At 39.0% G+C, this 13,512-nt stretch carries 15 protein-coding genes; 6 read left to right on the top strand and 9 right to left on the bottom strand.

The window, feature by feature from the left end; genetic code table 11:
• The first annotated feature begins 77 nt into the window (after positions 1-77).
• Positions 78-674: a hypothetical protein gene (locus NMG88_RS19250; protein ID WP_227351214.1), complete on the top strand. Its 597-nt coding sequence runs from the start codon at positions 78-80 to the stop codon at positions 672-674.
• A 112-nt stretch (positions 675-786) separates the two neighbouring features.
• Here the strand turns inward: NMG88_RS19250 and NMG88_RS19245 are convergent, their stop codons facing one another.
• The 3 genes from NMG88_RS19245 to NMG88_RS19235 form a co-directional block, all read right to left on the bottom strand.
• Positions 787-1,452, bottom strand: a complete 666-nt coding sequence (locus NMG88_RS19245) for a class I SAM-dependent methyltransferase (protein ID WP_227351215.1) — start codon at positions 1,450-1,452, stop codon at positions 787-789.
• A 124-nt stretch (positions 1,453-1,576) separates the two neighbouring features.
• Positions 1,577-2,782 (bottom strand): class I SAM-dependent methyltransferase, encoded by a 1,206-nt coding sequence (locus NMG88_RS19240; protein ID WP_193372713.1) that lies wholly within the window; start codon positions 2,780-2,782, stop codon positions 1,577-1,579.
• Positions 2,783-2,839: 57 nt separating this feature from the next.
• Positions 2,840-4,279, bottom strand: a complete 1,440-nt coding sequence (locus tag NMG88_RS19235) for a trypsin-like serine protease (RefSeq protein ID WP_052369670.1) — start codon at positions 4,277-4,279, stop codon at positions 2,840-2,842.
• Between the two features lie 121 nt (positions 4,280-4,400).
• On the opposite strand from NMG88_RS19235, the gene grxC reads away from it, so the two are divergent.
• Together grxC and gshB are read left to right on the top strand one after the other, a co-directional pair.
• Complete coding sequence (gene grxC, locus NMG88_RS19230; protein WP_026798146.1) at positions 4,401-4,658, top strand: glutaredoxin 3; 258 nt, start codon at positions 4,401-4,403, stop codon at positions 4,656-4,658.
• A gap of 118 nt (positions 4,659-4,776) precedes the next feature.
• Entirely contained in the window at positions 4,777-5,751 is a 975-nt protein-coding gene (gene gshB, locus NMG88_RS19225) for a glutathione synthase (RefSeq protein WP_026795713.1), read from the top strand.
• Between the two features lie 17 nt (positions 5,752-5,768).
• On the opposite strand, the gene NMG88_RS19220 is transcribed toward gshB, so the two are convergent.
• Positions 5,769-6,047 (bottom strand): hypothetical protein, encoded by a 279-nt coding sequence (locus NMG88_RS19220; RefSeq protein WP_227351529.1) that lies wholly within the window; start codon positions 6,045-6,047, stop codon positions 5,769-5,771.
• Positions 6,048-6,150: 103 nt separating this feature from the next.
• Here NMG88_RS19220 and NMG88_RS19215 point away from each other — a divergent pair, with 103 nt between their 5' ends.
• The 3 genes from NMG88_RS19215 to ispF all read left to right on the top strand — a co-directional run bounded on the left by NMG88_RS19215 (position 6,151) and on the right by ispF (position 8,328).
• The gene (locus NMG88_RS19215) at positions 6,151-7,269 is read left to right on the top strand and encodes a Gfo/Idh/MocA family protein (RefSeq protein WP_026798144.1); all 1,119 of its coding nucleotides are present in this window, start codon (positions 6,151-6,153) and stop codon (positions 7,267-7,269) included.
• A gap of 328 nt (positions 7,270-7,597) precedes the next feature.
• Complete coding sequence (locus tag NMG88_RS19210) at positions 7,598-7,795, top strand: hypothetical protein (RefSeq protein ID WP_144390496.1); 198 nt, start codon at positions 7,598-7,600, stop codon at positions 7,793-7,795.
• 50 nt (positions 7,796-7,845) lie between these two features.
• A complete protein-coding gene (ispF, locus tag NMG88_RS19205) occupies positions 7,846-8,328 on the top strand; it encodes a 2-C-methyl-D-erythritol 2,4-cyclodiphosphate synthase (protein ID WP_026798142.1) in 483 nt (160 codons plus the stop codon).
• Between the two features lie 200 nt (positions 8,329-8,528).
• Here ispF and folE read toward each other — a convergent pair whose 3' ends face one another.
• The 5 genes from folE to NMG88_RS19180 form a co-directional block, all read right to left on the bottom strand.
• Complete coding sequence (gene folE, locus NMG88_RS19200) at positions 8,529-9,167, bottom strand: GTP cyclohydrolase I FolE (RefSeq protein ID WP_042156242.1); 639 nt, start codon at positions 9,165-9,167, stop codon at positions 8,529-8,531.
• A 52-nt stretch (positions 9,168-9,219) separates the two neighbouring features.
• The gene (locus NMG88_RS19195) at positions 9,220-10,272 is read right to left on the bottom strand and encodes a CobW family GTP-binding protein (protein WP_235751957.1); all 1,053 of its coding nucleotides are present in this window, start codon (positions 10,270-10,272) and stop codon (positions 9,220-9,222) included.
• A gap of 383 nt (positions 10,273-10,655) precedes the next feature.
• A complete protein-coding gene (locus NMG88_RS19190) occupies positions 10,656-11,384 on the bottom strand; it encodes a metallophosphatase (protein ID WP_235752157.1) in 729 nt (242 codons plus the stop codon).
• A 280-nt stretch (positions 11,385-11,664) separates the two neighbouring features.
• Positions 11,665-12,480, bottom strand: a complete 816-nt coding sequence (locus NMG88_RS19185) for a metallophosphoesterase family protein (protein WP_026798137.1) — start codon at positions 12,478-12,480, stop codon at positions 11,665-11,667.
• A complete protein-coding gene (locus NMG88_RS19180) occupies positions 12,477-13,259 on the bottom strand; it encodes a GTP-binding protein (RefSeq protein WP_254035708.1) in 783 nt (260 codons plus the stop codon). The genes NMG88_RS19185 and NMG88_RS19180 overlap by 4 nt, the downstream gene beginning before the upstream one ends.
• Positions 13,260-13,512: the final 253 nt, after the last annotated feature.

Raw genomic sequence — 13,512 nt, 5'->3', positions numbered from 1 at the left:
CGTTTTTTTATTATATGCTAAAATTACATTTTTAGCAAATCAGACCCTTAAACCATAGGCACTTTAAAGATAAGACAATGACACCTATTGAATTTTTCTCGCCCATCTTCTCTGTGGCTAATTTACCCCCGGTTTTAAGTCAATTAGATGCTTTACCATCTATCTCCTCTAACTGGCTATTTCTCTTGGTTGTAGTCATTCTAGTTTTACTGGTTTATTTTTTAAATAAAAATCAAGTAAAAGCGGTTCAAAATATCTCTGAACAAGCCCTACAAATTCAAGGCAAAGTTATAGATCAGGTTCAAGAACAGACGACAGAAATGGCTGCTGTCGCTCAAGAAAAAATTAATCTAATTCTTGAGGAATATCAAAAATTTCTCCCTTATGCAGAACAATTAGGATTGAAAGTAGATAGTTTTAGTATTGAAGCCGGAGTCTTGCCACAAATTAAAACTTCTTTGCGGGGATCAATTGATAATATCAAAAATGAGATGATTGAGCAGATTAAGTCAGAAAACAATAATAATAAACTCCTCGTAGCTGTTCTCAATGCTATTTTATTAGCAAAAAAATGTAATGATAAACTTGAAAGCGTTTATATTTCGCTCTTTAAAGATATCATTATTGATATCAAATTAGGGATTCCTCCTGCTATTTCCGTTCGGTTTCAATAGAGGGTAGATCCCTTAACTCCTCCCAATATCTCGCTTACCAGTAAGTCACTATCCCCTAATTTGTTGGACTTCATCTTCGTTGGTTCGAGTTTCTGGGATTATACTATTACTACTATTTCGGAGGGCGATAGGAACGTTCTGCTGTCCAATGGCGGTCGGAAGATTGATAAATTCTCATATTTTCTAAACCCACAGATTCTATAAAATTAATAATTTCATCTAAAGTATAAGCCGCATTTAAGGAATCTCTAAATAATTTTTTCTGATGTTCATTACAATCTCGTGCATATTGTTCAACTAAACTATTAAGTTCTGTTTCAGAACTCGGACGAGTTAAATCCCTCAGAAATATTCCCCCTTGAGGTTTTAATAATCGCTGAATCTCTTGAAAAAATAGCAGAGGATTGGTTAAATGGTGAACAATACTATTAGAAATCACCATATCAAAGGTAGCATCGGGATAGGGTAACTGCTTGGAGTCGATTTGTTCTAATTTAATTTGCTGCTCTAACCCTGCTTGTTCAACATTTTGATTCCCGATGAATAGCATATTTGCCGATAAATCAATTCCGGTAATTTGCCATTGCGATCGCCTTTGAGCAATTAAAATCGGAATTCGGGCTGTCCCGGTTCCCGCATCTAATATTAATCCGGTTTCTGGCCCTAATTCTATCGCTAATTCTGTAAATTCTTGATTCACTTGGGTAAAATCCATGGCATCATATTCCCTGGCTTCTTCCCAATTATCCATGACTTCCGGTTCTGGTATGCGTTCCATAACTGTTATTCAGATAAATGTACTCTGGCTGCTTCTATGCCTATTTTGTAGGAGTAGTTTCGTTTCCAAACCCCAGATCAAATCAGGTTTGGAAACGGTTGTTAAATCGCTGTTGACTTTCGGGTTAATTCCGCTTGATTGATAATAGAATTAACTGTCGATTGAAAAGCGATCGCACCCCCTCTAAATCAAAAGAGATTTGAGTTAAAATTTCCCCAACGGTTAAAGGAGATTCGGAATTTTGATCACAGGCTTTGAGAAACTCAAATTCCGCATCGGATAAACTCACAATTTGATAATTATAGTCAAATAAATTTTGACTCGGCCAGCCATTCATACAAGGACTACGTTCAGGAATAGCAGCTAATAATTCCTGATCATTTGACCATTTATTCAGGGGTAAGGGGGAACGTCCCAGGAAAAATTCATAATGACTGATTTCAGGATCAAGGAGTTCAACTAAACGATAGCGCTGGCGATCGCTCAATTGATTTGCCCGTTCTAGCAACTCCGGTGAGTTCCCAATTAAGCGTTCTAAATTCCAATAATTAGGATTAGAAAAACCAATAAATTCCAACCCCGAAGCATCAATTAACTCAAATAAATTATCAATATTGTAGTCAATTTCTTGAGGATGAACATACATATCTGCAAAACATTCGTCTCGCTGATTTTCCAATCCCCAACGTTTAGATTCATAAGTAACTAGGCGATTTTTTTCCGGTAGAGCTTCAAAAATCTGACGACCAATTTTCACCCCGTCCTGATAATCTCCCCGTTTTTCTGCTTGTAAAAGGGCGATCGCTTTTTGCATTAACTGAATTTCCCAGCGTCCCAATTCAGCATAGACAAAAATGTGCATTAACCCCCCAGGAGCTAACTTTAATGCTAAGGTTTGAATCCCTCGAATTGGATCGGGTAAATGGTGTAAAACCCCAACACAGTTAATAAAATCAAACTGTCCCTCCAACTGTCCTACATCATAAAGACTTAAACGGCCAAATTCCGGGGCGGGGGTTCCGGGGGTAGAAATTCCAGACCGACGACAGCGTTCTATTGCTGTTTGAATCGCCCCTTCACTCAGGTCAATCCCAAGAACCGAGGCTTCTGGGTTAAGTTGAATTAAATACTCCGTACTCGAACCCGTACCACAACCTGCATCTAAAATACGGATATCAAGATTTTGGGGCTTCTGACCCGTACAAAAACTATAGGCTACTGGCCAAGACCAGCGCCAGTTATATCCAGGGGGCGGTTCATCCAGTAGGGGGTCAGGGGGAAAGGGATAGGTGTCATAAAGTCGTTTAACCGCAGAACTCACTTCTTCCATTGTTGTAATCCATTAAAAAATATAGTTTCATCCGCAAGGTTAGCACGGGAGGTCAAGTTAAACGGAAATAAAATAACCTCGAAGTTGTTGAGGGGAAATATCATAAACTGTTCCGAGAACTTGATTTGACCCCACAACACGAATTACTGTGTCAGAGGAGGAACTGGTTGAAGGTTCCAAGATTAAATTTGCTTCGGTCAAGCCTTGGGTTAAACCAATTTTATCAATACCGGGTTCAAAATCCATGATAGAATCTGCTAAAAGTTCATCCGAACCAGAGGTTACTAAGGAAAGAATAAATAGATCCGATCCTGTTCCTCCGGTTAAATAATCAGTTCCTAAATCTCCCGTTAAGGTATCATTTCCGGCTTCTCCATATAGATAATCATAATCCTGACCTCCAGCTAAAAAATCATTCCCTAATCCACCCCAAATAATATCAAATCCTAAATTTCCATAGAGGGTATCATTACCTTCATCTCCATAGAGATCATCAGAACCTTTTCCCCCAAAAATATTATCATCTCCCTCTAAACCTTTAATTGTATCATCCCCTTGATATCCATAGAGAAAATCGTTATTAATTGTGCCAATAATATTATCATTTCCATTATAGGGAAAAGGATTAATAATTTGATTAATCCAATCTGCATAAACCGAAACTCGGATATCGGAAGCATATTCCCCAAAGCTCTCATCTAATTTATTGGTAACATCAATACCCGACATCGCTGGGGTAAAACCCGTGGAGGTTAGACTAGCAATTTTGCCATCAATAAAACCTGGGCCTCCCGAATCTCCAGGACTAATATTAATTTCTTCGGCTCCCAATCCTAAATCATTAATCCCAAATTCTTTTCCAAAGGCATCATTTTGGGCTAAACCATTATCAAAATCATAAACTAATTGTTTGCCAGGTTGATTATTATAATGGTAAGGAGTGCTATTAAATAACTCCCCCAAAGCATCATAACGATTTTTTCCTATACGCTTAGTTGGAACCGGATCAGAATAGCTATTTTGTCCTGAATTACCCGTCGCAGGAACACCATAACCTACTTTTTGCATCACTTGACCCACCTCATCAAACCTGGTATAAATCTCATAGCGATTTGCCTCTTGGGGTGCGGGTTTAGCCAGTTCTAAAATAGCAATATCATTGTTAAAATTAAAATCATGATTCCAATCGGGATAAATATAAATTTGAGAAACCGGAATTGCTATTTGACCCGATGGTAAGTTAAAATAAACGGTATATTCTGAGGGGGAAGAATAATCTGGTTGCCCCAATTTATCGGTGACACAATGGGCGGCGGTTAAAATATGATTACCCGTAATTAATAATGAGCCTGTACAACTTCTACCATGAATATCTTGAATCTTAACAACACCATCTAAACCCGTCCCGGGTTGTACAATATAATCTGGATTATAAGGATCGGAAGTGGGAACAGCAATTCGAGGTTGAGGCGCAATTACAGAAAAATAAGTTGACATTTTGCTTTACTTAAATCAGGACAGTCTGGGTGGGTTTAGTCTGAGTATTCAGAATAAAATAGATCAATTTTTGATTTTATATTAACATAAGGAAAAACGATTCAATTTCCACCAACCCTCTATGGCAGCAAACATTGAAATTTACACTTGGAGAACCTGTCCCTTCTGTATCCGAGCTAAAGGATTGCTGAAAAGCAAAGGCGTAGACTTCACCGAATATAGCATTGATGGGGATGAAGTAGCACGAGATCAAATGGCACGACGGGCTAATGGTCACCGTTCAGTTCCCCAAATTTTTATTGATGATCAATATATTGGGGGATGTGATGATCTTCATGCCTTAGATAGTCAAGGGAAACTTAATCCTTTACTGGGTTAATTCTAGTCTCAATCCTGGCAAAATAAAACACTCCTAATTTATTCTCGGTCGGTTTTAAATGCCAGGATTTATTATACCATATTTTGTTTGATTTGTTAACTGTTAATTGTAAATAAAGATGAAATTTGCTTTCATTATTGACCCCATCGAAAAATTAAATCCAAGTCATGATAGCAGTGTTGCTTTAATGGAAGCAGCGCAACTTTTAGGACATGAAGTTTGGGTGACACAAGCTCACCAATTAAATGTAATTGACGGTCAAACCTGGGCACTTTTAACCCCGGTTAATCTGACTCCTATTATTAGAGATCAGGATAGATGGAGAGTTGAGGAACCCTGGTTTTCGGTGGGTCAATCAATACTTCAACCCTTGGAAAATATGGATTCGGTGTTCATGCGAACTGACCCACCAGTCACGATTCCCTATCTGTATGCTACCTATCTTTTAGACTATATTAATCCCGAAAAAACTTTAGTAGTTAATTCTCCTCACGGGTTAAGAACAGCGAACGAAAAAATGTACGCCCTGCAATTTAAAGATTGCATTCCAACAACCATTGTTAGCCGCGATAAACAGGTAATTAGGGAGTTTGTTGAACGTCAAGGAGCGGCGGTTTTAAAACCTTTAGGTGGAAAAGCAGGAGAGGGCATTTTATTTTTGGAAGGGAGCGATCGCAATCTTAATTCTCTAATTGAAATTAGCACTCAACAGGGTATATATCCGGTGATGATTCAGACCTTTTTACCAGAAGCAAAAGACGGAGATAAACGAATTATTGTGTTAAATGGTGAACCGATTGGAGCGGTTAATCGGATTCCTACGGGTCAGGAATTTAGAGGAAATATGGCTGTGGGTGGACGGGTTGCTAAAACCGAAATTACGGATCGAGAACGGGAGATTTGTCAAAAATTAGCATCTAAATTAGTTGCTGATGGTTTATATTTTGTGGGAATTGATATTATTGGAGGTTATTTAACAGAAGTTAATGTTACCAGTCCAACGGGGATTCGAGAAATTGATTTATTGGATGGGGTTTATTTAGGAAAACAGGTGATAGAATGGGTAGAAAATAAAATCACGAACCGCTTTTAATCTGAGTTAATTTATAACTATATTCTTAGGAGTATTTCTGTATTATTTCTCCAAGAAATTACTCGCCCGGATCGATAAACTTTAGCAATAAAAGGAGGATGATTATTTAAAGCAAATTTTGTCATTTTGGGTAAGGTTTTTACAAAAGTTAAAGCGATCGCATCTCCCGACAAATTTGTTGAAGCTAAAACAAATACCCTCACATTTGCTTGAGCAATACTCAAAAGTTGAGAGGTGCGATAACCAATTTTTTCATCTTTGGTTAAAAAAACCCACTGGCGATTTCCCACTTCTATTAACCATTCCTCTTTATGTTAGAATTATCTCAATATTTTTAATTTAAGGTAGACAAAAATTGCATTTAACGCGGGTCTAAAACTTTTTTCATCAGGAGAAACCATGACAACCGACAAAAAAATTGGCATCGCCATAATTGGAACAGGATTTGGTAAAAAAGTTCATATTCCTGCCTTTCAAGACCATCCTAAAACCCAAGTAGTTGCGGTTTATCATCGAGATTTAGACAAAGCCAAAGCGATCGCCTCCAGCCATAATATTCCCCATGCTTGTAATAGTATTGAGGAGATTTGTGCTTTACCTGAAGTTCAAGGAGTTGCCATTTCCACCCCGCCTTTTTTGCATTTTGATATGGCTAAAATCGCCCTAAATGCCGGGAAACATCTATTATTAGAAAAACCCACAAACTTAACAGTTCAAGAAGCAAAATATCTCTATCACCTCGCCCAATCTAAAGGCTGTATTACTAGCCTAGATTTTGAATTTCGGTTTATTCCAGCTTGGCAACATTTATCTCAACTATTAGCAGAAAATTATGTAGGTCAAAAAAGATTAATCAAAATTGATTGGTTAGTTTCTAGCCGTGCCGATGAAACTCGTCCCTGGAATTGGTATGCTCAAAAAGACAAAGGAGGCGGGGTATTAGGGGCAATTGGCTCCCATAGTTTTGATTATATTTCTTGGTTATTTGGTTCCATTAAACGCCTCTGTGGACAACTGAATACTTCTATTTCCTTGCGTCCAGACCCGGAAGCTGGAGGAGAATTAAAAGTTGTTGATGCTGATGATATTTGTACCCTAATTTTAGAACTGAATGATGGCACTCCCTGTCAAGTTTGTTTAAGTTCTGTTACTTACCAAGGACGGGGACATTGGCTAGAAATTTATGGCAGTGAAGGCACATTAATTTTAGGTAGTGATAATCAACAGGATTATGTGCATGGATTTCGATTATGGGGAAGCCAAAAGGGGCAACCTTTAACCGAAATTCCTATCCCCAAAGTATTAGAATTTACCCGAATTTATCCCGATGGCCGGATTGCTCCTTTGCTACGAGTGATTGACCAATGGATAACCGGAATTGAACAGGGAACAAGTTTAACACCTTCGCTTAAAGAAGGGGTTTATTCCCAACTTTTAATGGATTTAACCCAGGAATCCAATGCAACTGGAACTTGGGTAAATGTACCGGATTTTGAATCCTTTTTGGTGAATGAATAGAACAGATATAGTTACCCGTATCGAGGTTGTCAGATTTGATGGTGTGAATAGACGATTATTGTGGTATGATGGTCTTGTAAGTTCTACAGTGCCAGTTCGCTCACCGTCGATAGGTACAAAACAACACTCGAAAAGTACCAGTAGTCATCAATACTGTTTTCCTTCCATTTCGTTTAATCTAAACGAACTCCCATCAAAATTAAAATCATCCCAGAGAGTCATCTACTAAAACAACGCTAAAATCACCTGATAAGGTCAATAGCGTGCTAAGATTCTCGCGGTTTGAGTGTCAAGTATTATTAAGGTTAATCCCCTGGAGGTTACTATCATGAAAACCTTGCTTCCTAATGTCTTACTGTTCAAATATTTCCGTAATGGTACGACTAATTCCTATGCCATGATGGGTCTAGGTTATGTACTTAGTATATTTTTAATTTTATTTACTTTTTTTTGTGTGGCGGCTTCCCAATCTCCGCGTACTTCTGTTAAGTCTGTTAAGTCTATTCAATTTGTTAAATCTATTTAGACTTACCCTATAATAAAAAACTGTGTTGATTTCAATTAGAAAAAAGATCCATGAATATTCGCATTGGTAATGGTTATGATATTCATAAATTAGTCCCCGGACGGGCATTAATTTTAGGTGGGATTAAAATTGATCATGAATTCGGACTATTAGGACATAGTGATGCGGATGTCTTAACCCATGCCATTATGGATGCGATGTTAGGGGCGTTAAGTTTAGGAGATATTGGGCATTATTTCCCCCCAACCGATGAAAAATGGGCGGGGGCGGATAGTTTAGTCCTGTTAAAACAGGTGAATCAACTAATATTAGATCGAGGTTGGAAAATCGGAAATATTGATTCTGTAATTGTCGCAGAACGTCCGAAATTAAAACCCCATATTAGCGCAATCTGCGATCGCCTTGCCACCACCTTAAACCTAAATTCCGATCAAATTGGTGTCAAAGCCACCACCAATGAAAAATTAGGCCCGGTGGGTCGAGAAGAAGGAATTGCGGCTTATGCAGTAGCCTTATTAGAAAAAGTGAATTAAAATTCCTGGGAATAGTTATATCGTGGGAATTTCAATGACAAACAAAGAAATACTAATTCGTAAAAAAACCCGGTTTCTTTGGTTGGGTGCGTAAGTCCTGTTAAAGTTTAAAGTCAGCCAGAAAACTGAAATTCTCGGAATTTTCTAACCCCTCTGTAGAGACTAGCCATGCTTAGTCTCTACCGGGGAAAATTGACCCCCTAAAAATTAGATTTATGTTGGATTAAACTCATAAATTCCTGGCGAGTTTTAGGATCTTCTGAGAATGCACCGCGCATCGCACTTGTCACTGTCCAAGATCCAGGTTTTTGTACACCACGCATCACCATACACATATGAGTTGCTTCAATTACAACGGCAACTCCTTGGGGTTTTAATAGTCCTTGAAGTGCATCAGCAATTTGTGCTGTCAACCGTTCTTGAACTTGTAAACGTCGTCCATACATTTCGCAAATTCTGGCAATTTTAGACAAACCAATTACTTTGCCATTAGGAATGTAAGCAACATGGGCACGACCGATAATTGGCAAGATATGATGTTCGCAAGAACTGAAAATGTCAATATCCCGAACTAATACCATTTCGTCAGTATTTTCGGTGAATACTGCCCCATTTAGAAGTTCATCTAAAGATTGATTATAGCCTTGAGTTAAGAACTTCAACGCTTTCACAACTCGCTTAGGCGTATCCAGTAATCCTTCCCGATCGGGGTTTTCTCCTAAACCTAGTAATAACGTTCTTACAGCTTGGATCATTTCAGCTTCAGAAACTACTGGTTCTCCTTGAGTTTTGACAGAAATGCTAGAGTCTATCAGTGGAAATTTAAGTTCTGAAGTCATGGTTGTTTCCGTGAAAGTAGTTCGGGTGTGTTTGTTTTTTGGAGATTACTTTTTAAGCAACACATTCAGCAATTTGTTGCTGTAATTTTGCCAAATCTAAGTTACGACCGATGAAGACTATCTGATTACTGGGGGATTTACCCCAATCGTCACCATCTAAGCTAAATCGTTTTCCACTGAGTTGAAATAAATGTCGTAAATCGCTTTCGGCAAACCAGAGAATGCCTTTAGCTCGAAATACATCGTTAGGCAACTTCTCCGTTAAAAACTCTTGGAATTTATTAATGGAAAAAGGGCGATCGCTTTGGAAAGAAAACGAAATAAATCCATCATTTTCTAAGTGTTTGGAGTGATGATGTTCATGCTTGTGATCATGTTCGTGATCATGTTCGTGATCATGTTCGTGGTCATGTTTGTGGTCATGTTTATCCTCATTCAACCTGTTAATGTAAAGATCTATTTCTGCTAATCCTAACCCCAAAATTAACGGCAAAGGAACTTCACCATGTTGAGAGTGCAGAATCCTCGCCCCATCTTTGACTGTGCGAATATAATCTTCTAATTCTTTGACTTTTTCTGGGGTGGCCAAATCAGTTTTGTTGAGCAGAATAATATCGCCAAATACTATTTGTTTAAAAGCGGCTTCACTGTCGAAATGTTCGGGAGTAAAGGTTTCAGCATCAATAACTGTGAGAACAGAATCTAAGTTAGTCAAATCCCGCAACTCCGTACCGACAAATGTTAAAATAATCGGTAGCGGATCGGCAACTCCAGTGGTTTCAATCACCATATAATCAATGCGGTCTTCTCGCTCTAAGACTCTGTAAACTGCATCAAGCAATCCATCATTAATTGTGCAGCAAATACAGCCGTTACTCAATTCTACCATGTCGTCGTCGGTAGAAATAAGTAATTGGGAATCAATGTTAATATCCCCAAACTCATTAACTAAAACTGCAATTTTTAAGTCTTGCTTATTTTTGAGAATTTGATTGAGCAAGGTAGTTTTGCCACTGCCAAGAAAGCCTGTAATTATAGTTACGGGCATTCCTCTTTTGGGAATATTTAATACAAAATCTGGGGTTTCTACATTGAGATTGGCCATGGTTCCTCATTGGTTAATTTTACAGGACTTACGCACCCAACCAAAGAAACCGGGTTTTTTACGAAAATACTTCGTTGTGACCCACATATTCTCTAAAAAACCCGGTTTCTCGGGCCCCATGTGTAAGTCCTATTGTAGAGGTGTTGCTGTCAAAGCAATGGTCGATCGCACCCCATAACTCAAAGACAGCTGCGATAAAGACAATCACATCTGATTGAATATGATAATCATTCTCATTATGCCCTAAAATTACCCTGAAGCGCAAGTCCTAGCCCACAAAAATTTTTACTTACAGGACTTATGGGCGATCGCCGATCAACAAATCCTCGTGGAACTAATAGCGATCGCAAATAAAATTCCATCAAATAATTTCAATTAAAAGGCTAATCCAATAATTGAAAGCCCTTTTTTGCTCCATAATGCACTGTCTTAAATTGAACGCGATCGCACTCAGGATTATATAAAGTGTAGGTTGCAACTCCGGGTTTGCGACCAACATTACCAACTCCAATAACTTGACGTGCCGTGACAGTAACAGTTTGAGGAGAGTTTTGAGAATCGAGAGTTTGCACAGTATTATTAATCGAACCCCCTTGTAATTGATACTGGAAAGTTAAACCAGATCGACCACAAAACAAGTTATTTACATCAGCGCGAATTAGGCGATCTAGCATCACAAAAGCCGGGGTTTCTGGAGTTAATTTATCCGCCGCACCAGCCGTACTACCATGAATTAACAAGCAGTCAAGTTCGTGAAAACCAAAATTCAAAGACCTCAGCCATTCTACAGATTTGCGTGAGACAGAATCCCAAAGTAACTTAACTGTATTTTGATCATATTGCTCAATTAACTCAGTCGGTTCGCTAGTAGCACCAATAGCGTGTAAAATGAAGCATTGTTCCTCCCACCATCCCGTACAAACTTGAGGTAATAATTCACCTTGACGCGGTTTTTGTAAACGCTCTACTAATTTATCGCAGTCGGGATTAATCCCAACTAAGTCACCAAGAATATACAGTTCTTCGACCCTAACTCGTTGCCGCTTAATATCATCAAGTACAGCTTCGTAAGCTTTCAGATTTCCTTCAATTCCGCTTAAAATTGCCCACATTTCGATTTGCTTTTTGGTGAAATTTGTAGTATTATTAGGGTGCGTTAGTACCAAAACGCAAGTTTATAGCAAGAAACTTAAGTCTGACGCACCCTACAAGTCTAGCCATTAGCCATTAGCCATTAGCCATTAGCCATTAGCCATTAGCCATTAGCCATTAGCCATTAGCCATTAGCCATTAGCCATTAGCCATTAGCCATTAGCCATTACCTATTACCTATTACCTATTAGCCATTACCTATTACCTATTAGCCATTACCTATTACCTATTACCCATTACCTATCTTGCACAAACATGAGTAGGATCGTCGGCTCTTTCTGCAAATTCTAAACCCCTGGCTAAACGCCATGCAAAGATAGGCGGTAAACCTTTTTCGATAATCGCAGCACAGGTTTTTTGATAATCATATTCAACCTCTCTTAATGTCACATTTTGTGTATCTTCATCGTAAATAACGTAAGTAGCATTTGGTCTTCCATGTCGGGGTTCTCCAACCGAACCGACATTAACAATCTTTAAAACAGGCGCATTAAAACTCAAAACATTATCTATTTTTCCGTCAGCATCGGTTACTTTTACCTGCAATTGACCGCTATCTAAAGTGCGGACATAAGGCACATGAGTGTGACCGCAAAATAGTACATCAGCACCAGTAGATAAGACTCTTTCTAAGGCGATGAAAGCATCTAATTCGGGCAATAAATACTCATGGGCTGTATGGGGGCTACCATGAACAAAACAAAGGTTATTTTTCTTTAAACTATGGGGCAATTGTGCTAAATATTCCCGCGTTTCTGGGTAGATATTCTGGTTAGTCCATTCGTGAGCTAATTGGCCCCGTTTTTCTGCTAACACTGAGGGATAACTACATTCACAGGAGTTTAAGCCTTCGACAATATCTTCATCCCAACATCCCGCACAAGTGGGAATATCTAAGGAGCGAATTTGCTCAACAACTGCGTGAGGATGGGGGCCATAACCAACTAAATCTCCCAGACAAAATATGCTATCAGCTTTCTGTTGGTCAATATCTGTCAAAACTGCATTCAAGGCTTCATAGTTACCATGAATGCAAGACATAACTGCAATTTTCATGTTGTTTCTTCCTCTGCTGATAATGACATTGAATCTTTAACTTGTTGCTGGTAATATAAGATTACTGCTTCTGACAAACAGGAGTCTTCTAAAGTTTGCAGCAATGAGGTTTCATCTAAGTTTTCGCCGATAATTTCGATCCCGCTGAAGCGTTGGGGTTTGCCTTCTAGCCAGAGGGGTAGATTCAATTCTTCATATTTGGTTTCTGCAAGTTCGGCAACGAAATCTAAGCAAAAAGAGCGCCCATCAGCGATGTCAAAAATGCCTTTGGCTCTGTGAATTTTGCCATAGGCTCCTTCGGTCATTTCTTGATACCAAAAAACATCGAGACTTCCGGGGTCAATGACATTTCCTTGCAGGGGTAATCGCCAAATTGATAGTTGTTCCCATTGCTGATTGATTGATACTCCCTCGACAGTTTCATCGGCCCAATTTTGCCACTCGCTGTCTTTTGTATTCGGCGGTACTATGCAGACGCGGCGACTGGGAAAAGCCTCTAACAAGCTGTTGAGGGCATCAAGTTGCAGGTAATACCCCAATTCAATGTAGGCTACGCCACCATTTATTAAGTGTTTGGTGAGTAGGGATTTTTGGGCGTCACTTAGGGTTTTCACTTGGGGAAATTCAGCAGAGATGCAGGTTTGGTCTATGGGGACTGATCCTGTTCCGGGGCTGAAATATAATACTGGCAAGGATTCTGTCGCTATTTGCTGTCGAATCCAGGTGGTTTTGCCGACTCCGGCCCGGCCTGCTACGGCCATGATTACAGGTTGATTCATAGAATATAATGATAATCATTATCGTGCATAAATTACCAAAATTTTCTATACAGGACTTACGCACCCAACCAAAGAAACCGGGTTTTTTTACGAAAATACTGCGTTGTTACCCACTTATGTTCTAAAAAACCCGGTTTCTCGAGCCCCATGCGTAAGTCCTACTATAGAAGTCACCCGTTATAGCAGGGGACAGGAGGTGGATGCGATTTTAGGCATACTAAGCTTTTAAACAGAATGATTTAAGATTGCTATA

The sequence above is a fragment of the Planktothrix agardhii genome (genome assembly GCF_904830935.1).
GTDB lineage: Bacteria > Cyanobacteriota > Cyanobacteriia > Cyanobacteriales > Microcoleaceae > Planktothrix > Planktothrix agardhii.
This window is presented reverse-complemented; position numbering and strand designations above follow the sequence as displayed.

Bases quoted from the DNA above. Each gene is read 5' to 3' on its own strand.
- ispF (WP_026798142.1), top strand. From the start codon at position 7,846: ATGAATATTCGCATTGGTAATGGTTATGATATTCATAAATTAGTCCCC.
- NMG88_RS19190 (WP_235752157.1), bottom strand. From the start codon at position 11,384: ATGTGGGCAATTTTAAGCGGAATTGAAGGAAATCTGAAAGCTTACGAA.
- NMG88_RS19240 (WP_193372713.1), bottom strand. From the start codon at position 2,782: ATGGAAGAAGTGAGTTCTGCGGTTAAACGACTTTATGACACCTATCCC.
- NMG88_RS19185 (WP_026798137.1), bottom strand. From the start codon at position 12,480: ATGAAAATTGCAGTTATGTCTTGCATTCATGGTAACTATGAAGCCTTG.
- NMG88_RS19235 (WP_052369670.1), bottom strand. From the start codon at position 4,279: ATGTCAACTTATTTTTCTGTAATTGCGCCTCAACCTCGAATTGCTGTT.
- NMG88_RS19215 (WP_026798144.1), top strand. From the start codon at position 6,151: ATGACAACCGACAAAAAAATTGGCATCGCCATAATTGGAACAGGATTT.
- gshB (WP_026795713.1), top strand. From the start codon at position 4,777: ATGAAATTTGCTTTCATTATTGACCCCATCGAAAAATTAAATCCAAGT.
- NMG88_RS19250 (WP_227351214.1), top strand. From the start codon at position 78: ATGACACCTATTGAATTTTTCTCGCCCATCTTCTCTGTGGCTAATTTA.
- grxC (WP_026798146.1), top strand. From the start codon at position 4,401: ATGGCAGCAAACATTGAAATTTACACTTGGAGAACCTGTCCCTTCTGT.
- NMG88_RS19195 (WP_235751957.1), bottom strand. From the start codon at position 10,272: ATGGCCAATCTCAATGTAGAAACCCCAGATTTTGTATTAAATATTCCC.
- NMG88_RS19245 (WP_227351215.1), bottom strand. From the start codon at position 1,452: ATGGAACGCATACCAGAACCGGAAGTCATGGATAATTGGGAAGAAGCC.
- NMG88_RS19180 (WP_254035708.1), bottom strand. From the start codon at position 13,259: ATGAATCAACCTGTAATCATGGCCGTAGCAGGCCGGGCCGGAGTCGGC.
- folE (WP_042156242.1), bottom strand. From the start codon at position 9,167: ATGACTTCAGAACTTAAATTTCCACTGATAGACTCTAGCATTTCTGTC.
- NMG88_RS19210 (WP_144390496.1), top strand. From the start codon at position 7,598: ATGAAAACCTTGCTTCCTAATGTCTTACTGTTCAAATATTTCCGTAAT.